We start from the raw sequence: 19847 nt of genomic DNA, 5'->3' as shown, positions 1-19847 counted from the left end.
ATATGAGCAATGTAGCAAGTAAAATAGTGAGTTGGTTGCCTGTGAACCACATTAAGGGGCGTTAATGTTATTCACCTGCAACCTGCGCAGTTAACGTGTGCATCACGTGTTTCAGGGTCGAGAAACAAAATACGTACTGCAACAAAGTGAGCCGTCAATCCCGCTTTGTTGAGATTGATTATCAATTAGATCTTTGTGCCTGTCAATTCTTTTTTGAAAATAATTCTCATTTAGTTTGGGCTGTGAATGCAACGTAGTTCGTTGTCATGCCATCTTTCAGTGCTGTGCTTTAGGTGATGTGTGCAGAAAAGCACTCTGGAGTGAGCTGTTTTTAATCCGGAAATGAAAAAAGCCCTGAGGAGGGCTTTTTGAGTTCATATCTACCGTCACCGATATGAGCAATGTAGCAAGTAAAATATAAGGCGGTTGTTGAGTTACACCAAGGGGCGTCAATGTAACTCAGTAACAACCAGTGCTGTTATCGTGCGCAACACGCGTTTCAGGGTCGAGAAACAATTAGAGTAACAAAATGAACCGTCACGTCACTTTGTTGAGATTGATTATCAGTTAGATTTGTGTGCCTGTCAATTACTTTTTGAAAATAATTCTCATTTGTGTTTTTGCTGGTTCTTACTATGTGTTTTATTAATTTACTCATAATGTACACTTTTTTAACATGATGAGAGGTGTTACTCTGCTTCTTGTTAGTACAGTTAAAAGGAACTTATGAATTGAATACCATTATCTTACCGGGAGCCATAATTGCGGCAGTTAGTCTGCCGGTGTTTGCGACAGAGCACTTTGATATAGAAGCTGAGCTGCTTACATTCGGCTCACAGAGCTACACGATTTATTTGGATGCTGAACCTGTGTCTCGTACAGAACAAGAGATACGTTTGCGCTTTTGGGCGCAATGCGCTGATGCGTCGTGCAAAAGTCAGCGCTTTCAGAGGCAGGTAGTGCGAGATTTTGAACAGACAATGTCAAAAGGTGCATTTGGGGTATCAGCCAAGACGCACGTGTTGCCTTGTGACTATGCTGATAAAGGATGCCGGTTTAATTACAATGCTGCAACTTTGGTGCTTGAAACAGACGTAACGCCTGAAGAGCTAGCGTCACACGACTTAAATGTATTTGACTTAGTCATCGTCATGAACATGTCTGAATCTGGTGTCGGTATGCCTTTGAGTGCATGTAATTACGATACATCTCCAAGCACGTGTTTAACGAACACCAACTTTCAGTTTTCCGCGCTCAGCCCCACCTCATTCTCGGTGACCTATGAGGCAGATTGGAATGATGCGGATCAGCGTGATGATGAGCAGGAACTGCATCACTTTACCCAAAAAGCGGGTTACCACTGTAAAGAGCGTGCACAGACCAGGGCATCGTATGTGCGTGTAACACTGACATGCGATCATCAAGGTGAGCAAAAACCGCAGCTTTAGTTAGTCTGCAACCAGTAATAGTAGTCGGTGGCATCGTGAATATCGACGCGCTGCTGCGCGGCTTCCAGCTGGTTAATGACCTGGTGAAAATGTGCCGGATTTTCCCAGGTTTCACTGACATCCACGCCAAGCCTCACAGAAAATGCTGGCGAGGCCAGTGCACGTTCATCAGCTGTGGCATTCATGATTGAATCACTGCTATCCCGCTCGTAGGCCATAATTGAAATACCATCCAGCACATTGGCCAGTTCCGTAAAAAAAGCGCTTCCCCGATCTGGCCAGTTGATATTGGTTGAGCTGTCATACCAGGTGGGAATATCGGCGTACAGCTTTAACTGCGCCATCCCTTGATTATCCAGCTGCGCTCTGATTGCTTTAAATGTATCAATGAGTTGCCATAATAAAGCCTGACGTGACAGGGCTGTGCCTTGCTTCCATTCACTGAGGGCATGGGGCTCAATATCCAGATGAAGCGCCGTAAATTCGGCATCTGGTGCAGCATGGTGCTGATAGTCGATAAAACGGGTCTGCAGCTTACTCAGCATCTTGCTGTGGTTGTTCGGAAAAACCCAGGTGTTTTGTGCCATCAGATAGTGTGACTGAATTCCCTGTGTTGCAAGTGTTTGATTCCACTGTGCGACGGCCTGAGGGTGAGTCGATGTATATTGCCCGTAGGAGCCATAGACAACAGTAATATTCTGTTGCTGCAGTAAATCAATCAAGGTCTGCTGTTCAGATTGTGCGGTGATCATAGAGGAAGCACCCAGCGGGTCGCCCCCTTTTTTCCACAGCCAGGTTGCGCGTTCAGATGCCTGAATGGAAACACTGGTAATGAGTGCCAGTATCGAACCAAGAAAGATGTGGCGCTTAGACATTGTTAGACTCCTTATTGATTGTTTTACCGTCGACAGTATGTGTCAGACATATTCCATGATGGGTGCTCGATCCCAGTGCCAAATTGCCGTATAACTAACCTTAAATAACAAAAAATAAACAGGATATTTATGCTAAGTTTGTTTGGCTTAATTGGTGCTTTGGCATTACTGATAGGCCTTACCCTGCGCGGGGTCAACTTGTTTATCGCTGCGCCTTTGTGTGCATTGATAGTGGCCCTGACCAGTGATATTGCCATTTTCAATGGCACCTCGGGACAACCCTTTGTGTCTCTTTATATGGCCGGATTTGCCGGATTTTTGCAAGCCTGGTTTTTGATGTTCCTGCTGGGCTCTTTGTTTGGCAAGTTCATGGAAGACACCGGGGCGGCTGATGCCATTGCCCATTACGTGATAGGCAAAATCGGGATGAAGTATGCGGTACTGGCCGTGGTACTGGCTTGCGCGCTACTGACTTATGGGGGGGTCAGTGTGTTTATCGTGGCTTTTTCTGTTTACCCCATGGCTTTGAGTTTGTTTAAAGATGCAAATCTGCCCCGGCGCTTTATCCCAGCGGTGCTGGCATTTGGTTCGGTGACCTTTACGATGACCTCAGCCGGTTCACCTGAAATTCAAAACTGGATCCCCATTAAGTACCTCGGTACGTCGCCCTATGCAGCCTGGCAGGAGAGTCTGGTGGTAGCCATTTTTATGGCGGGATTAGGTTATATGCTGCTGAGCTGGATGATCCGCCGCGCAGTGGCGAATGGTGAGTGTTTTGTAGCCCGCCAGGATGATCCCGAGCAGGTTCAGAGGCGCTTGCCGCATCCAATCACGGGTTTATTGCCTTTACTGGTCGTACTTATATTGTCCTTTACCTTGCATGGTGCACTGCAACAAAACGCGCTGATCGTTGCTCTGCTGGGTGGGGTACTTACTATTTTAGCGATTAATTTTAAGCACTTTCGCAATTTATCTCAGGCGGTCAATCTGGGCACTACCGGCGCTTTGGTGGCAATCGGCAATACTGCTGCGGTAGTGGGTTTTGGTGCTGTAGCCAAAGGCACGCCGGCGTTTAATGAAGCCGTTGCTCTGATGACCAGCATTCCCGGCAATGAATTGCTAGGCGCAGCCATTGCGGTGAGTGTAATCGCGGCACTGACAGGATCGGCGTCGGGCGGGCAGGCTATTGCGTTGCCCTTAGTTGCACCGCACTATCTGGATTTGGGCGTCGATGCCAATCAGCTGCATCGGGTGGTGGCTATCAGCTCTGGGGCGCTCGATACCTTGCCACACAATGGCTATGTTGTGACGACCGTTCGGGCAATTTGCGGGGAGAAGCATCAGGATGCGTACTGGCCATTAGCGGTACTGACGGTGCTGGTTCCATTATTAGGTGTGGGGCTTATTCTCGGGCTATTTATTTGGTTTTAAATGACTTGCAGGCAGGCGTTTTTGCCTGAACCGTATTGAGTCGTTTAGCCCCTTATTTGGGTAAGCAGAAGCAGAGTAAGCAGGTCATTTAAGTCATGAAAATGGCCGCTTATTTACGCCATTCGCGGGGCTTTTATTATCCACTAAAACAGAGGCAGCCTTTATCTGACGGTGTTTTGGAGCATACAGAAGCCCCATAAGCAAAATACATTCCACGATAAACCACTTTTTTCTCAAATTGATTGCATTTTAGACGACTTGAAGGATGATGTTCGCCTAAAGAGGTGATATACTCCCGCCGAATAATTTTTCTACTTTAAATAGAGTAAAACAATGGCAGATTTATCGAAATACAGAAACATTGGTATTTTCGCGCACGTTGATGCGGGTAAAACTACCACCACTGAGCGTATTCTAAAGCTTACTGGTAAAATCCACAAAACGGGTGAAGTACATGACGGTGAGTCTACTACTGACTTCATGGAGCAGGAAGCTGAGCGTGGTATTACAATCCAATCAGCAGCGGTAACTTGTGAGTGGAAAGGCCACCGTTTAAACGTTATCGATACTCCTGGACACGTTGACTTCACAGTTGAAGTATATCGTTCACTGAAAGTACTAGACGGTGGTATCGGTGTATTCTGTGGATCTGGCGGTGTTGAGCCTCAGTCAGAAACTAACTGGCGTTATGCGAACGAGTCAGAAGTTGCTCGTGTTATCTTCGTAAACAAACTGGACCGTATGGGTGCAGACTTCTACCGCGTAGTTGGTCAGGTTGAGAAAGTACTTGCCGCTAACCCGCTGGTTATGACTCTGCCTATCGGTATCGAAGACGAGTTCTGTGGTGTTGTAGACGTACTTGAAAAGAAAGCGTACGTTTGGGACGAGACTGGTCTTCCAGAAAACTACGAAATCAAAGACGTTCCAGCAGACATGGTTGACAAAGTTGAAGAATACCATGAAATGCTGATCGAAACTGCGGTTGAGCAAGACGACGACCTGATGGAAGCGTACATGGAAGGTGAAATGCCTTCTCTTGAGCAGATCAAAGCATGTATCCGTAAAGGTACTCGCGAGCTGGCGTTCTTCCCAACTTACTGTGGTTCTGCGTTCAAAAACAAAGGTATGCAGCTGGTACTAGACGCGGTTGTAGATTACCTGCCTGCGCCTACAGAAGTTGACCCTCAGCCTCTGACTGACAAAGAAACGGGTGAGCCTACTGGTGAAGTAGCAACTGTTTCTGCTGATGAGCCGCTTAAAGCGCTTGCGTTTAAGATCATGGATGACCGTTTCGGCGCCCTGACCTTTATCCGTATCTACTCTGGTCGCATGAAAAAAGGTGACACAGTACTTAACTCTGCAACTGGTAAAACAGAGCGTATCGGCCGTATGGTTGAGATGCAGGCAGACGAGCGTAACGAACTGACTGAAGCACAAGCGGGTGATATCATCGCGGTTGTGGGCATGAAGAACGTTCAAACTGGTCACACTCTGTGTGATCCTAAGCACGAATGTACACTTGAAGCGATGATCTTCCCTGATCCGGTAATCTCTATCGCGGTAGCACCTAAAGATAAAGGTGGTAACGAGAAGATGGGTATCGCGATTGGTAAGATGGTTGCAGAAGATCCGTCATTCCAGGTTGAAACTGACGAAGATTCAGGCGAAACCATCCTGAAAGGTATGGGTGAGCTTCACCTTGACATCAAAGTTGACATCCTTAAGCGTACTTACGGTGTTGAACTAATCGTTGGTCAGCCTCAGGTTGCTTACCGTGAAACTATCACGCAAGAAGTTGAAGATAGCTACACGCACAAGAAACAGTCTGGTGGTTCTGGTCAGTTCGGTAAGATCGACTACCGCATCAAGCCTGGTGAGCCTAACTCTGGCTACACTTTCTCATCTTCAGTTGTTGGTGGTAACGTTCCTAAGGAATTCTGGCCAGCAGTTGAGAAAGGCTTCAAGATGATGATGGACGAAGGTGTTCTGGCTGGCTTCCCAGTACTAGACGTTGAAGTTGAGCTGTTCGACGGTGGTTTCCACGCAGTTGACTCATCAGCAATCGCGTTCGAAATCGCAGCGAAAGGCGCATTCCGTCAGTCAATCCCTAAAGCAGGTCCTCAGCTTCTTGAGCCTGTGATGAAGGTTGACGTGTTCACTCCAGAAGACAACGTAGGTGACGTAATTGGTGACCTTAACCGTCGTCGTGGTATGATCAAAGACCAGGAAGCTGGCGCAACTGGCGTACGTATCAAAGGTGAAGTACCACTATCTGAAATGTTCGGATACATTGGTCACCTGCGTACTATCACGTCTGGTCGTGGTCAGTTCTCAATGGAATTCTCTCACTATGCACCTTGCCCGGCAAACGTTGCTGACGCGGTAATTGCAGCAGAGAAAGAGAAAAAAGCTGCTAAGTAATTAGTGGACTGATTTCTGAAAAAAGGCCGCATTTGCGGCCTTTTTTAATGCCTGTTACAGCAAGATGTGGCGTGCTGAATCCAGTGGCTCCAAAACTTCCCTTATCACTCATCTAAATAGTTCGCATTCCATCCGGGTAAGAATATAAATAAAATCATATTGCCCATCCTGCGTGGAAATTAGTCGCTAATTATTGCTAAAAATAATACAAACGGACTTGATTTAGGAACTTTGCAACTTTATCATTAGAACTCAGATTCTGTTGATTCTGCCTGTAATTGAGTAAAATTGGGAGGTACTCATGAGAACCATAGATTTGGATATCAGCTGGTTTGCCGTGTTAGCCACTTTGTGTGGTATTTCACTGTGTTATGGGATGATGACTTTGGTCGCCCTAAATGGGATTGCGTCGTCTTTGATGGTTTTGGCGCTATTGATTGTCGCATTGATTGTACTGACGACACTCACCAATAAGCGCTTTGTACATATCGATAAAGCAGGAATTTGTTATCGTACATGGATGAAAACACAGTATGTGCACGCAGATGAAATAGTATCACTCGAGCGACAAAAGCTGGGTCCGCTGCGTTGTTTAAGGGTTGTGCTAAGTAACAACCGAAAATTAGCATTTCCCTACTGGTCTATTGATGATGTTGAGCTGCAAAAAGCTGCTCAGCTGCTATCCGTGCCGGTATTGGAAAATAGCAACCAAGTAAAAGCTTGAACATACCAAATCACCACACAAGGTGACCCGGTGTAAAAACTGAGAGCAAACAAAAAATGCGCCTTCTGGCGCATTTTTTCTATTTTTAAAGTACAGACTTAACCTGATGATTAAGTCTGTCTATTTAGGCAGCTTTGTTACTTAATGCGACGACGCAGTAATGCCAGAGGCGCTGCAAACAGTGCCAGCCAGCCGAAACTACCTGAATCATCATCGTCGTTGTCATCGCCTTGTTTGACGTCTCTGACATTGACAACCACTTCAACCGGCTCTGACAGGTTACCTGCACTGTCCTGCGCCTGAACCATGAATTCGATACGATTATCGTACTCATAGTCTAACTCACCCGCCACAAGCAGCTGGCCTGATGCATTTACGGTGATGACATTGGTGCCAGTGACAATAAAGCGCTCTACAGGCGTGATTGCTGAATCTGCATCGGAGAAGTCCAGCATGCCAATAATTGTTTGTAATTGTGTATTCTCATCAACAGTGAAGTGCTGACCTTCAGCAATGACCGGGCGAGGATCGACCGGCGGTTCGCCCGCAACGGTTTTCACTTCGATGATCACAGGGTCGTGATCTGATGCGCGATAAGCGTGGTCGGCATACAGCTCAGCGATTTGTGCGTCGGTACGGTATTCCGTGTTGTAATCCAGCATACGCGGCTCATCGGCATTGATGTGCCAATCTGTTGCATCGGTTACTTTGCTCAGTAACGACTGAGAAGCAACGGCATGGTCCAGGCTGCCCAGGCGACCAGAGTAGTTGTAAGAATAGCCGAGCGTATTGCTATCGAGGTGCGTTATGACATTGCTCAGGCCTTTGTCTTCGAATGCACGCATTGGATCTTCCATTGCGTATGCATTCATGTCGCCAACCAGAATCACATCAGCATCGTCGTTACCGGTTGGGTTAGTTGCAAGCCAATCTGCGAATGCATTGGCGCCTTCGGTACGGATAGCGTTCCAACAGCCCTGACCGTCGCCCTGGTCTGCATTGTCACCTTCTGCACTACCACATCCTTTAGACTTCAGATGCGCAACCGCAACCGTGAACTCTTCGTTGTTGTCTAACTTACGGAAGCTCTGTGCTGTTGGTGGGCGGTTGCTATAGTCAAATGGCGCTGCAGTGGTAAAGCTGGCTGTGCCCGCTTCTTCAACCGTGTCAGTACGATAGATAATACCAGTTGTAATGTCGTCTGTACCAATCTGAGAGGCGTTAAAGTCGACATAGGCATAGGTGTACTCAGATTCAGCATTAATGGCCTTCACCAGGTCTGCCACTGCGCTATGCTCGCCGAAACCGTCGTTTTCTAGTTCCATCAGACCTATCACGTCAGCGTCCAGCGCGGTAATTGCGGAGACCAGTTTCGCTTCCTGACGTACCAGCTCTTCAGCTGTGTCTGCACCACGAGGAGTTGGGAAGCCGCCACCTTGACCGTCGCCATTGAAATAGTTCAATACGTTGAAGCTGGCAATACGCAGATCGCCTTCACCCTTGAGCTCAGGTGCCTCAGTACGCTCATTGGTGTTGTTGAAAGTCGGCGCTTTTGTTGGGTTTAAGCGATACTTGCCAAAACTATAGGCAATAACCCCTTCCAGATTAGTGACTGTGTCACCCAGGCGGATTGTTTTATAGGCATCCAGACCTGTGCTTGGGTAAGGGATCACTTCTGGATTCTGAACAGTAGAGCCGTCGTCCATCAGTAGGAATTTTTTGGTGTTTTCAGCTTCTAATGCGTTGGCTGCATCGCCAGGCATTGCCACCTGTGTGCCCTGGTAAAGGCGCTCTGTTGCCAGGCCAACTTCACCATAGCGGCCCAGGTTGTATGTATCCGCTACGACCATATCCTGAGACAGGCTAATCAGCATGCCTTCAACCGCTTCCAGATCGCTTACTTCTTTCACAGGCAGGGTCAGCAACTGTGCCTGAACATCGGCGCTGCCGCATACTTCAAGTTGCGTGACATTGCCTAATTGCGTTGCGTTGTAGAATTCCTGAACGGTACCTTGTACGCGAACCTGATCGCCTACTTTAACATCGACATCTTTGTAGTATACAAACAGACCTTCTGAGGTCATGCTGTCTTCGTCCATATCCGCTGCCAGTGACTGGACAAAGAAGCCTTTAAGCTGGTTGTCTTCCTGAAGATCAGCTGTTACAACGGCTTCAATCGTCACAACCTGATCTTTTAGCGGGCTTTCATCTGTGTTGCCCTGAATTTCATTAATTTTTGTGCTTGCGTCGCCACAAACCAACGGCTCCGGCTTATCATCGTCGCCGTCACCACCGCCAGTGTCGCCACTATGGCTACCCAGGCCGCTGAAATCGTCTTTTTCGAACTGTACCCACTCGGCGCTAGGATCAAACTCGGCATCAAATGCTGTTCGGCCTGTTGTTACTTCGATATTGCGGCGCAGTGTTTTGTCTTGGGTTGCAACGCCGTTATTTTCCCACTTGCTGCCAGGGTCAAAGCCAACCTGCCCAAAGCTGTCTAACACGGTGTCGCCATTGCGCAGTACAATTGCATCGTCGCCATTGTACCAGCTGCCGCCAATAGTAAGCTGGGCAGCGTTGAGCACAGTATCGACTGCACTGCTGTTAGCAATAACATAGGTGCCGCCTGCAGCAATTTCACCGCTTAGCTCAATCGTATTAGATGGATCGGTACCACCATTTGAATAATAACTCAGTGTGTAGCCATCGAGCGATATTGCGTTTTCTGAAGTATTGAAAAGCTCAACTGCTTTGTTGTTTGAGCTACCTTCAATGTACTCTGACATGATGACCTGAGCCTGCACAGGGGCAGTTGCTGCGGCCACAAGAAGTGCCAGTGGAGTGAATTTTGTTTTTATCATGTTTTTTCCCGTGTGTAGTTTAAACCCAAATGGGTACATAAGCTTACGGGGGCTATGTTACACAAAAATGACACAATGTTAATCAGAAAAATGCAAAAAAGGAGCAATTTATTGCTCCTTTTTTAATAATTACCTATTATTTATTTGTCATTCAACCAGATAGCGGCTTGCTTCGCAAAGTAGGTTAAAATGCCATCAGCGCCAGCACGCTTAAATGCGAGTAATGATTCCATGACGATCGGTTTTTCTGCCAGCCAGCCATTATCTATGGCCGCTTTATGCATGGCATATTCGCCACTGACCTGGTAGGCAAAAGTGGGTACACCAAACTCATCTTTAACGCGACGTACGACGTCCAGGTAGGGCATACCCGGTTTAACCATGACCATGTCGGCACCTTCTTGCAGATCGAGTGCAACTTCGCGCAGTGCCTCATCTGAATTGGCTGGATCCATCTGATAGGTTTTCTTATCTGCCCCTTTAAGGTTCCCAGCTGAACCGACCGCATCACGGAACGGGCCGTAATAGCTGGAGGCATATTTGGCGGAGTAAGCCATAATACGGGTGTGGATATGTCCGGCTTCTTCCAGTGCATCCCGAATGGCGCCAATGCGTCCATCCATCATGTCTGATGGGGCGACAATATCCGCACCTGCATCGGCATGAGACAACGCTTGCTTAACCAGTATCTCCGTCGTGATGTCATTGATCACATAGCCTTCATCATCGATGATGCCATCCTGGCCATGGGTGGTGAACGGGTCCAGTGCCACATCGGTGATCACACCTAGTTCGGGACATTCACTTTTCAGGGCGCGTACGGTGCGTTGAGCCAGTCCCTCAGGGTTATAGGCTTCTTCAGCGTGCAAGGATTTTTTGTCGGCCGGAGTAACCGGAAAAATCGCAATGGCTGGTACGCCTAATGCTACCAGTTCTTTTGCCTCTCCCACCAGTAGGTCGATTGACAGGCGCTCAATGCCTGGCATAGAAGGAATAGCTTCTTTGCGGTTCTTGCCTTCCAGAACGAATACCGGATAGATCAGATCGTTTACCGTTAGTGTGTTTTCACACATCATACGGCGAGAAAAGTCGTTTTTACGCATACGGCGCATGCGCGTATAAGGAAAAAGATCCAGTCCTGACTGAGCCACGTTAAGTCTCCTGCTTAGGTTGGTAAATACAGATCCGATTGCGGCCTTGCTGTTTGGCCATGTATAAGCCTTTATCAGCCAAATCGGTAAATAGAGTGGGGTTGCCGGTGTCCTGTGCAATGGCACTGTAAACCCCTGCACTGGTAGTAAATTTAATATGGTGGCCAGCCACTTTTAGCTCATGTGCTTCAGTCGCCAGTCGGATTTGCTCAGCCAGTTCCAGGGCGCCGTCCTGTGAGGTGTTGGGCAGCAGGATCACAAATTCTTCGCCACCATAGCGAAAGACTTCATCATGGGGTCTTTTCAGGTGTTGTTCAATCAGGCGCGCAAAGGCACAAATGGTGTGGTCCCCCGCCAAATGACCATAGTTGTCGTTCACTTTCTTGAAGAAATCTATATCCAGGATGATCAGGCTCAGCGTGGTTTGCTCACGGCGTGAGCGACGAACTTCCATCATCAGGCGCTTATCAAAGTAGCGGCGGTTTTTCACTTTGGTCATCGGATCTTCCATGTTGAGCTTTTCAAGCTCATGGTTTTTTTCCTCGAGTTCCCGAAGTGTGACCTGTAGTTCAAAAGTTCGCTCGTCTATGCTGTTTTCCAGCTCCTGCTGTGCCTGTTCTTGTAGTTTCAGCTTCTCTTTGAGTAAGGCATCTTCAGCCTGAGTGCGGGCCAGTTTATGTTGTTGGGTCTTTATGTGCTTTTCGCGCTCTAATATGAACTGGCGGGTCAGAACGAAACTGAGATAGAGGCTCAGTCCCAGGTAGCAGACATAGGTCACCGGGCGGTCCAGCTGTGCGCCGCCAAAGATTCCTAACTCAAAGCCAAATTGATAACTCAGCGTGACCAGCATAATGGTGTAAATTAGTATCGCGGTCATTTTGGTTGTGCGACGATACCGGCTTCGTACTGTGCAAATGATGTAGCCCAGCACCAAAGTAAGCGCCATACCATAAGCGGTAAAGGTGGCCATAGGCAGTGGCAGTAGTTGACTGAGTAAAGTCAGTATCACACCCAGGATCAGCAATCGGGTCAGTTTACTGTCGTGTTTTGCCTGTAGCAGGTTCGGCAAGGCTTTGCTGCGTTGAATTGGGATCAGGGCCAGGGTCGAAAGCATCACCAGCAAGCTTTGCCCGTATTGCTGCAACCAGACATTGTCTCCGTACAGATAGCGATAGCTAAATCCATAAAGGTGCACAATAAGCAGCCAAAACAGCCCGATAATTACCGTGCCATGTAAAAAGTATCGCCGGCGGGTAAAGCTATAGAGGGTGAAATTAATAGCAATCATAGCCAGGATAAATCCGGCCAGAATACCGTATAACAGATTAAATTTGCTCTTATACTTTAAATATTCAATAGGATGCCAAAGGCTCAGCGGCATGTTCAGGGCGCCATGATGGCTGATCTGCAAGTACACCTGACTATGACTGTGGGCCGGCAGTTCCAGGGGGATCAACTGCGCTTCATGTTTAATCGGGCGTTGCATTAGCGGGAGCGCATCACCCAAGGCAAGGGTGAGAAAGGATGCCTCGTCATGACGGATATACGCAGTGATCTTGTCCAGTAAGTTGTTATCTATACTCAGCAACAGGGGCACCTCTATGGAGCCTGGGTTATGCAAAGCAACTCGGATCCAGGCATGGGTGTTAGCTGGCGGCTTTAAGGGCTGGATTCGACCTGCCAGCCACTGTGGTTGACTAAGCAGTAAAGCCTGAATATTTTCTGCCTGGCTGTAGGTGTATTGATACGAAAGCGATTGGTGTTGCTTGAACTCAGCTGAAACCTCCAGTGCCTGAGCGGCGCCTGACAGCAGAATCACGAGTAATACCAAGCGCCACAGCATTAGCCAGCTATCCCGTTAGCTAAAAACAACGTTTTGAAATTCTTACTGGTTTGTTGCGCCAGTTCCGATACACAGACGTCTTTGAGTGCGGCAACATGATGTGCGATTTCAGGTAAATACGCAGGTTCATTGCGACGCGATTTTGGCTTAGGCTTGAGTGTTCGGGGGAGCAAAAATGGCGCATCGGTTTCCAGCAGGATCCGATCTTCGGGAATGTAACGTACCAGCTCCCGTAAGGTTTCACCGCGGCGCTCGTCACATAACCAGCCGGTCAGACCAATCATGAGGCCATAATCCAGGTAATGACGCAGTGCACGTTTATCGCCGGTAAAGCAATGCAGCACTCCACGCAAAGAAAAGTCATCCAGCATTGCACTGAATGTGTCAAAGGCGTCGCGTTCGTGCAGATAGACAGGCATATCCAGCGTCTCAGCCAGTTCCAGCTGTACCCCGCAGATCAGTTGCTGAACCGGACGCGGGGAGTAATCACGGTTAAAGTCGAGTCCACACTCGCCAACGGCTACGACCCGTTGTTGCGTGAGCAGATTGCGTAATTGCACAATAAAATCGTCAGGTACGTCTTTGGCGTCATGAGGATGAACCCCCGCAGTGGCATACTGACCATATTGCATTGCCAGAGCTTGACTGTGTTCACTGCTTTGTAAATCGCAGCCAATCAACAACATAGACTCAACACCCTGGTTGGCGGCCCGGGTCATTATGGTGTCACGCTCGGCATCAAACTGTGTACTGGTTAAGTTAACACCGGCGTCTATTAAGGTATGCATTTAGTCGACTCTTCTCACTTTAATTGTGCGGTTTGAGCCCACTTTCTGCATGATAAAAGAATTGAATGACCCGCGGCGAATAACCACAGCATCGCCTTCTTTCGCAAAAAATGCCTGGGTACCAATTTGTTGCCAACGCTGTTGATTGTCCAGCGTAAAGCGGCGTTGCCCGTTCGGTGACTTACTGACGTCAGAAAGCGTGGCACTGATCTCTTGGTCGCCTTCTTTTTTGTGTTCCAGTCCAAACGCGGCTTTACTGTTGGTCTCAGTATGGCGAGGTGCAGGGTGTGGCCTGGCGGCAATATCCGCGGCAAGTTTATCGTAGCAGGCCAGACGCTGTGTATCTGCTTCGAGCTGACTACATGCTTTCACTTTATGCAGTAATGGCCCTTTAGCCTGTGCGGGAAATATACTCAGTACAGTGGATAGTATGCAGGTGATCGCCAGCATCAGTTGGGGGTTATTCATGGCTTTGTTCCTCTGTTGCTGGTTTTTTACTATAGAGTCTTGCTAGCAGCAAACCGACTTCAAAAAGCAGTGCCATGGGCACGGCTAGCAGAGTTTGCGACAACACATCTGGTGGCGTTAAGAACATCGCTATCACAAAGACACCAACAATGATGTAGGGGCGCTTTTGTGCCAGGCTATCGGTGGTTGTGACACCACTCCAGCAGAGCAACATGATGGCTACCGGGATTTCAAATGCGACGCCAAACGCAAAAAACAGTTTCAAAATGAAGCCAAGATAACTGCTGATATCCGGAGAGAGGGTCATCATATCCGGGCCGACGGCCGTAAAAAAGCCAAGTATAATGGGCATCACAACGAAGTAACAAAAAGCGATGCCGGCGTAAAATAACAAGATACTGGACAGTAAAATAGGCATCAACATACGCTTTTCATGCTGATACAAACCGGGTGCCAGAAATCCCCAAATTTGATGCAGTATCATGGGGACCGCCAGAAACAGTGACACGAATAGCGTCAGCTTAAATGGCGCAAAGAAAGGAGCTGTAACATCCGTCGCAATCATGGTGCTGTTAGCGGGTAAACTTTCAACCAGCGGAGCCGCCACAAAGGCATAAATATCATTGGCGAAATAAACCAAAGACACAAATATAATCAGGACACTGAGCAGCGCCTTGATCAGACGATTTCGAAGCTCAATAAGGTGGCCAATAAAGCCACTGTTTGTCATATCTGACATGCAAAAACTCGTAGACAGTTAGTTTGGAGAGGACGGATCTTTGTCGTTTTTTGACGAATCTGGAGACTTGCCATAGCTGTGACGCACTGATTCTGCCGCGCGTTGTAGCTCCTCCACCGATTGCTTCAGGCCCGGCGCGATGTTATCCAGACCTTGCTCTTCGGCTTTTTTAAGGTTGCTATGCAACTCGTGTACGCGCAATTCTTCGTTCACCTCTGCTTTAACAGAGTTGGCGACAGATTTGACGGTGTTGATCCAGCGACTCACTGTTCTGATTGCAACAGGTAAGCGTTCAGGCCCAAGCACTATCAGGCCAACGATCATCACTACAACGAGTTCCCACATCCCCATGTCAGATCACACCTTGTCTTTTTCTTTTTCGCTGGCTGTTTTAGCTTGTGCCGCTTGATCGGTAAGTTGCTCTTTATTTTCAGCTTTATCCGACTTTTTTTCTTCTTCGTCTTCTGCAACTGCGTTTTTAAAGCCCTTTACTGCGTTGCCTAAATCACTGCCGATGCCACGTAGTTTTTTAGTGCCGAATAAAAGCACAATAATGGCCAGAATGATAAGCAATTGCCAAATACTGATACCACCAAAACCCATGTTTACTCCGTTTATTGTGTTATTGAATTAATAAAGATTATACGCCGAGTGTGTAAAATATCACCCTGTTTTACGCCAAGCTTTGATAAATATTGCGATTGCCAGTATTGAGCAGACACCGCTGGCGAGCTGGCGTTCGTCAATAAAACACAAACCGGCTACGATAGTGAGTGCAGCAGCGGCTATGCCAAGCAGCAGTGCGCGCGTATCGCTGCCGCGACTGGGTGCAATTGGCGTGCTCTGGCGCTGGCTGCGTTTCAGGTTCTGATAAATGAGATCCGGCAGTTCTGGCATTTTTTCTGCCCAGAACGGCAAATTAGTATAGAGTTTTTTCGCAACAGCCAGCGGACCGACCTGATCCTGCACCCATTTTTCTAAAAAGGGCTTGGCGGTTTTCCATAGATCCAATTGTGGGTATAGCTGGCGACCCAAACCTTCTACGTACAACAGGGTTTTTTGTAACAGTACCAGCTGTGGTTGTACTTCCATATTAAAGCGTCGTGCTGTATTGAACAGATTGACCAGTACATGACCAAATGAGATTTCGGCCAGAGGCTTGTTAAAGATTGGCTCACACACTGTGCGAATGGCAAACTCGAATTCTTCAACACACGTATCCGCAGGTACCCAGCCAGAATCGACATGCAATTGTGCTACCTGGCGATAGTCGCGGTTGAAAAAAGCAATGAAGTTTTCTGCCAGATAACGTTTGTCTTCGCGATTCAAAGTGCCAACGATGCCACAGTCAATGCCAATATACTTCGGATTATGGGGGTCTTCCCGAGAGACAAAGATGTTGCCCGGATGCATATCGGCATGGAAAAAACTGTCGCGGAACACCTGGGTAAAGAACACTTCGACGCCTCGCTCTGCGAGTACCTTCATATTGGTGCCCTGTGCCAGCAGCGACTCAGTATCTGAAACTGGAATGCCGTAAATGCGCTCCATCACCAGCACATTACGTCTGGAATAGTCACTGTATACCTCAGGAATATATAGTGAGTCAGATCCTTCAAAGTTGCGGCGCAGCTGAATAGCGTTGGCAGCTTCACGCATCAGATCCAATTCATCCAGCAAGGTTTTGCGATATTCTCTGACCACTTCCACGGGTCGCAACCGGCGTCCAGCGCTGATCAGGCTAGCCAGTAAGCGGGCAAAACGTTCCATCAGCGACAAGTCTGCCAGTATTTGTTTTTCAATATTTGGCCGGATCACTTTGACCACCACTTCTCTGAGCTCGTCCTCAACCACCAGTTTGGCGCAATGAACTTGTGCAATGGAGGCAGATGCCAGTGGTGTTTGCTCAAACTCAACAAAACAGTCGCTAATGGTGTCCAGCCCCAGTGCTTTTTCTATTAAAGACTGTGCCTGATCGCCGGGGAAGGGAGCAACTTTGTCCTGTAACAGGGCGAGCTCTTCAGCAATATCCGGCGGTAGCAAATCACGGCGTGTGGATAGCATCTGGCCAAACTTGATCCACACCGGCCCCAAAGTTTGCAGTGCCAGTCTTAATCGCGCGCCGAGGGGTTTGTCGCGATGCTGGTTTGGCAGCCAGAACAGACTGCGCCGTATTGCCCGGGCATACCAAGGTTGTTTTTGCCTTGGCAGCAAGTCGTCAAGGCCATAATTGAGAAACGTTTTACCGATTTGATACAGACGAGCGATGGACAAATCCAGCTCCTTATAATTCGCTTAAGGCGTTAATACGTTGTTCCAGTGCTGCGAGCTGTTGCGCCAACTGTCGCGTATGGGATTTGAACTGACGAACTTCAAGTGGATGAACGGCCACTTTAAGCTCATCCTGACATAACTGAGCAAAGGTTCGTTGCAGTGTTGTTAGGTGGCCAGCCCCGGTTTGGGTGGCTAAATTAAAGCGTTCTACAAGCAGTTGTGCCGGCGCATCGCCAAGGTGAGCGGACAAGTGTTCAGCCCAGTCTATACGTAACCCAGAAAAAGCTTTACTGTAACTTTGTGCCAATTGCAGATCGCCATCCAGGTCCAGCTTTTCTTCACGGATCAGGCGCGTTAGCTGGCTTGGATCGGAAATTTCACCTAAGGTCGATAAGGTCGTGGTGATGTGGCAGTCAGCCTGATCCTGATAATGACCGTAGACGAAACAGCGCGGCTTACCTTGCTGTTCCCCTACGTAATGTAGCGCACAACACAACCCCAGATCCGTTAAGGTAATGGCCAGTGTTTTATGTTCTACAGAGGAAAGCTGAACGGCCAGAGACGGCTCTTTGTCCAGCAGTTTTTCCAGTGCGCTTTCGGCAACGGCTGTGAGCAGCGTGATCCACATACAGTTTCCTTTGTTCCCCGGAGTTAGAATTTAAAGCCTCGGTGGAGCGCCACGATACCGCCTGTGAGGTTTTGATAGCTTGCCTGTTCAAAACCGGCTTCTTCCATCATTGACTTGAGTGTTTCCTGATCCGGATGCATACGAATGGACTCAGCCAGGTAGCGATAGCTCTCACTGTCGTTGGCAACCAGTTTGCCCATGGTTGGCAGAATGTTGAACGAATAAAAGTCGTAGAGCTTGGACAGTGCCTCGTTGTCTGTTTTTGAAAACTCAAGAACAAGTAGTCGGCCTCCGGGCTTTAATACGCGATACATGGAGCGTAGTGCTTTGTCTTTGTCGGTAACATTACGTAGTCCGAAAGCAATGGTGATCACATCCAGGCTATTGTCCGGGAAGGGGAGGGCTTCGGCATTCATCTGCACATATTCGATATTACCGACCCGACCGAGGTCACGCAGTTTGTCTCGTCCAACGCGCAGCATTGAGTCGTTGATATCACCCAGGATAACCTGACCTGATTCACCAACCAGTTCACTGAACTTCGCGGTCAGGTCACCGGTACCACCGGCCAGGTCCAGAACTTTATGGCCCTGGCGGACACCTGAACACGCAATGGTCTGGCGCTTCCATAAGCGATGGATCCCAAATGACATCAAGTCATTCATCACATCATACTTTGCAGCCACGGAATGGAAAACATCAGCCACCATGGAGGCCTTTTCCTGCGTTGCTACTGTTTTATAGCCAAAGTGTGTGGTGTCGCGATTTGCTTCTTTCATGTGCGTTATTTGTGCCGGATCTGGGTGTCAATAGTGTACTTGATCGCACTCAGTGAGCGCAATCGGTGTCAGCAATTTAACCAGATTAATCAATAACCCCAGGTGTAGATGTCCTATTGCACTTTGGTGGCCTGCTCGCCGTTACTAATTGGGCGCAGATATATAATAATTCTGACCCAGAGACTGGGCTTTCTTGGCGGCAAAGGCGGCACGTTGTGACAGGGTGTTGAAATCATGCTCCGGTTGATGTTGTGCAATCCCAATGGCCAAATCGATATCCGGAAACGACACATCACCTTTGGCACTGACAAACTTGAGTCGGGTCACGCCGCGGCGTATTTTTTCTGCCACCACCACCGCAGTGTCGACTTCACAGTCAGCCAGTACTATGGTGAACTCTTGTTTACCGGTTCTGCCCGGCAGGCCACTTTGTAGCACGTACTTCTGGATCCGTTTAGCGACACGTTGCAGCACCGTTTCGCCAACCAGCTCACCAAAGTCCTGGCTGAAGGCATCCAGATTTTCGATCAGCACTGAAATGGCACAGATTGATTTATCCTGAGTCAGCCACAGTTGCGTTTTATGCCCCAGATAATGGCGTTTATAAAGACCAGTTTGCGGGTCTAAAATGCGCTGCTTACGCAGTTTCAGTAACTGCTGTTGCTGCTTCTCATGAATTTCACGTGCTCTTCGCAAGGCATTTTTAAACTGCTGGTGTTGTTTCAGTAGTTGCTCGGTATGCCCACCAAAATCCTTCAGGGCAGCCCGGGTTTTCACGACATTGTGTTCATCCAGATTATGAAGGCAGTGATTGATTTGCTTGGCAAAGCCGATCAGACTTTGCTGTGACTGTTGCGCTGAGTCATTGAGCTGATCGATCATACCGCCGACTTGCTGGATTAGGTTGGCTTCAGTCTGATGTTCTTTTTGCAGGTACTCATAGTAGAGCTGCTCAATGTAAATGCTATCTATAGCAACACGGTTACGAATGTCCCGATCCAGACGTTCGGTCAGGTCACGATTGGTCTGGCTGATATAGACATAGCCTATATGGTAATTCAATGGCGTAGGGGGCAACTGATTCTGTTCCAGAAACTGACAAACTTTAGTCATTTTTTCTTGTGCCATTGCCATGGAATCATGGAATATCATTTCACTTACCACAATAATCAGTTGCTGTTGTACGAATTGCCGAAGCGTCTGATATCGCACCTCTGAGGTGCCAGCTTCGCTGCGGCTACATTAATCGCTCTTCCTGGTTTTGCAAAGCAAAATTCAATGTTCAGAGGCAAATTTATTGCTTTTCTTCAGGGCTGATGAATTAGTAATCACTTTTTCCTTGGTCTCTTGGGGCCTGCTTGATTGAACCCTGACAGGCGTCAATCAGTGACTGGTCGTTTTAAGTTGCAAGCCTCTC

At 48.1% G+C, this 19847-nt stretch carries 17 protein-coding genes; 4 read left to right on the top strand and 13 right to left on the bottom strand.

Features of this window, described 5'->3' with window-relative positions:
- Positions 1-731: 731 nt before the first annotated feature.
- The gene (locus tag ACXAH1_RS19695) at positions 732-1448 is read left to right on the top strand and encodes a hypothetical protein (protein WP_475198938.1); all 717 of its coding nucleotides are present in this window, start codon (positions 732-734) and stop codon (positions 1446-1448) included.
- Here the strand turns inward: ACXAH1_RS19695 and ACXAH1_RS19690 are convergent.
- Complete coding sequence (locus tag ACXAH1_RS19690) at positions 1445-2323, bottom strand: hypothetical protein (RefSeq protein WP_475198936.1); 879 nt, start codon at positions 2321-2323, stop codon at positions 1445-1447. The genes ACXAH1_RS19695 and ACXAH1_RS19690 overlap by 4 nt on opposite strands.
- A gap of 129 nt (positions 2324-2452) precedes the next feature.
- On the opposite strand from ACXAH1_RS19690, the gene ACXAH1_RS19685 reads away from it, so the two are divergent.
- The 3 genes from ACXAH1_RS19685 to ACXAH1_RS19675 all read left to right on the top strand — a co-directional run bounded on the left by ACXAH1_RS19685 (position 2453) and on the right by ACXAH1_RS19675 (position 6899).
- The gene (locus ACXAH1_RS19685; protein ID WP_475198935.1) at positions 2453-3754 is read left to right on the top strand and encodes a GntP family permease; all 1302 of its coding nucleotides are present in this window, start codon (positions 2453-2455) and stop codon (positions 3752-3754) included.
- Positions 3755-4087: 333 nt separating this feature from the next.
- Positions 4088-6175, top strand: coding sequence for an elongation factor G (gene fusA / locus ACXAH1_RS19680; RefSeq protein WP_138552300.1), 2088 nt, complete (start codon positions 4088-4090; stop codon positions 6173-6175).
- 301 nt (positions 6176-6476) lie between these two features.
- The gene (locus ACXAH1_RS19675) at positions 6477-6899 is read left to right on the top strand and encodes a hypothetical protein (protein ID WP_475198933.1); all 423 of its coding nucleotides are present in this window, start codon (positions 6477-6479) and stop codon (positions 6897-6899) included.
- Positions 6900-7036: 137 nt separating this feature from the next.
- Here ACXAH1_RS19675 and ACXAH1_RS19670 read toward each other — a convergent pair whose 3' ends face one another.
- The 12 genes from ACXAH1_RS19670 to ACXAH1_RS19615 form a co-directional block, all read right to left on the bottom strand.
- Complete coding sequence (locus ACXAH1_RS19670; RefSeq protein WP_475198932.1) at positions 7037-9760, bottom strand: ExeM/NucH family extracellular endonuclease; 2724 nt, start codon at positions 9758-9760, stop codon at positions 7037-7039.
- A gap of 140 nt (positions 9761-9900) precedes the next feature.
- Complete coding sequence (gene hemB / locus ACXAH1_RS19665) at positions 9901-10911, bottom strand: porphobilinogen synthase (RefSeq protein ID WP_475198931.1); 1011 nt, start codon at positions 10909-10911, stop codon at positions 9901-9903.
- A gap of 1 nt (position 10912) precedes the next feature.
- On the bottom strand, positions 10913-12754 hold the full coding sequence (locus ACXAH1_RS19660) for a diguanylate cyclase (protein WP_475198929.1): 1842 nt from the start codon (positions 12752-12754) through the stop codon (positions 10913-10915).
- Entirely contained in the window at positions 12754-13542 is a 789-nt protein-coding gene (locus tag ACXAH1_RS19655) for a TatD family hydrolase (RefSeq protein WP_475198928.1), read from the bottom strand. Before ACXAH1_RS19655 ends, ACXAH1_RS19660 begins: the two co-directional genes overlap by 1 nt.
- Complete coding sequence (locus tag ACXAH1_RS19650; RefSeq protein WP_475198926.1) at positions 13543-14010, bottom strand: hypothetical protein; 468 nt, start codon at positions 14008-14010, stop codon at positions 13543-13545.
- Entirely contained in the window at positions 14003-14749 is a 747-nt protein-coding gene (gene tatC / locus ACXAH1_RS19645; RefSeq protein WP_054016086.1) for a twin-arginine translocase subunit TatC, read from the bottom strand. Before tatC ends, ACXAH1_RS19650 begins: the two co-directional genes overlap by 8 nt.
- An 18-nt stretch (positions 14750-14767) precedes the next feature.
- Positions 14768-15100, bottom strand: a complete 333-nt coding sequence (tatB, locus tag ACXAH1_RS19640; protein WP_253049127.1) for a Sec-independent protein translocase protein TatB — start codon at positions 15098-15100, stop codon at positions 14768-14770.
- A 6-nt stretch (positions 15101-15106) separates the two neighbouring features.
- A complete protein-coding gene (gene tatA / locus ACXAH1_RS19635; protein ID WP_054016084.1) occupies positions 15107-15352 on the bottom strand; it encodes a Sec-independent protein translocase subunit TatA in 246 nt (81 codons plus the stop codon).
- A 60-nt stretch (positions 15353-15412) separates the two neighbouring features.
- On the bottom strand, positions 15413-17023 hold the full coding sequence (gene ubiB, locus ACXAH1_RS19630; protein ID WP_475198922.1) for a ubiquinone biosynthesis regulatory protein kinase UbiB: 1611 nt from the start codon (positions 17021-17023) through the stop codon (positions 15413-15415).
- A 10-nt stretch (positions 17024-17033) separates the two neighbouring features.
- Positions 17034-17651 carry a ubiquinone biosynthesis accessory factor UbiJ gene (locus ACXAH1_RS19625; protein WP_475198921.1) on the bottom strand — a complete coding sequence of 206 codons (618 nt, stop codon included), beginning with the start codon at positions 17649-17651 and terminating at the stop codon, positions 17034-17036.
- Positions 17652-17674: 23 nt separating this feature from the next.
- Positions 17675-18430, bottom strand: coding sequence for a bifunctional demethylmenaquinone methyltransferase/2-methoxy-6-polyprenyl-1,4-benzoquinol methylase UbiE (gene ubiE / locus ACXAH1_RS19620; protein ID WP_046005834.1), 756 nt, complete (start codon positions 18428-18430; stop codon positions 17675-17677).
- A gap of 144 nt (positions 18431-18574) precedes the next feature.
- Positions 18575-19582 (bottom strand): GGDEF domain-containing protein, encoded by a 1008-nt coding sequence (locus tag ACXAH1_RS19615; RefSeq protein WP_475198919.1) that lies wholly within the window; start codon positions 19580-19582, stop codon positions 18575-18577.
- Between the last annotated feature and the right edge of the window lie 265 nt (positions 19583-19847).

It is taken from the genome of Pseudoalteromonas sp. AWH4_217 (assembly GCF_056161105.1).
This window is presented reverse-complemented; position numbering and strand designations above follow the sequence as displayed.

Excerpts from the sequence above, each read along its gene's own strand:
- ACXAH1_RS19625 (WP_475198921.1), bottom strand. The coding sequence starts at position 17,651 with ATGTGGATCACGCTGCTCACAGCCGTTGCCGAAAGCGCACTGGAAAAA.
- ACXAH1_RS19660 (WP_475198929.1), bottom strand. The coding sequence starts at position 12,754 with ATGCTGTGGCGCTTGGTATTACTCGTGATTCTGCTGTCAGGCGCCGCT.
- ACXAH1_RS19615 (WP_475198919.1), bottom strand. The coding sequence starts at position 19,582 with ATGATATTCCATGATTCCATGGCAATGGCACAAGAAAAAATGACTAAA.
- ACXAH1_RS19675 (WP_475198933.1), top strand. The coding sequence starts at position 6,477 with ATGAGAACCATAGATTTGGATATCAGCTGGTTTGCCGTGTTAGCCACT.
- ACXAH1_RS19685 (WP_475198935.1), top strand. The coding sequence starts at position 2,453 with ATGCTAAGTTTGTTTGGCTTAATTGGTGCTTTGGCATTACTGATAGGC.
- ACXAH1_RS19655 (WP_475198928.1), bottom strand. The coding sequence starts at position 13,542 with ATGCATACCTTAATAGACGCCGGTGTTAACTTAACCAGTACACAGTTT.
- fusA (WP_138552300.1), top strand. The coding sequence starts at position 4,088 with ATGGCAGATTTATCGAAATACAGAAACATTGGTATTTTCGCGCACGTT.
- ACXAH1_RS19690 (WP_475198936.1), bottom strand. The coding sequence starts at position 2,323 with ATGTCTAAGCGCCACATCTTTCTTGGTTCGATACTGGCACTCATTACC.
- tatB (WP_253049127.1), bottom strand. The coding sequence starts at position 15,100 with ATGGGGATGTGGGAACTCGTTGTAGTGATGATCGTTGGCCTGATAGTG.
- tatC (WP_054016086.1), bottom strand. The coding sequence starts at position 14,749 with ATGTCAGATATGACAAACAGTGGCTTTATTGGCCACCTTATTGAGCTT.
- ACXAH1_RS19650 (WP_475198926.1), bottom strand. The coding sequence starts at position 14,010 with ATGAATAACCCCCAACTGATGCTGGCGATCACCTGCATACTATCCACT.
- tatA (WP_054016084.1), bottom strand. The coding sequence starts at position 15,352 with ATGGGTTTTGGTGGTATCAGTATTTGGCAATTGCTTATCATTCTGGCC.
- ubiE (WP_046005834.1), bottom strand. The coding sequence starts at position 18,430 with ATGAAAGAAGCAAATCGCGACACCACACACTTTGGCTATAAAACAGTA.
- ACXAH1_RS19670 (WP_475198932.1), bottom strand. The coding sequence starts at position 9,760 with ATGATAAAAACAAAATTCACTCCACTGGCACTTCTTGTGGCCGCAGCA.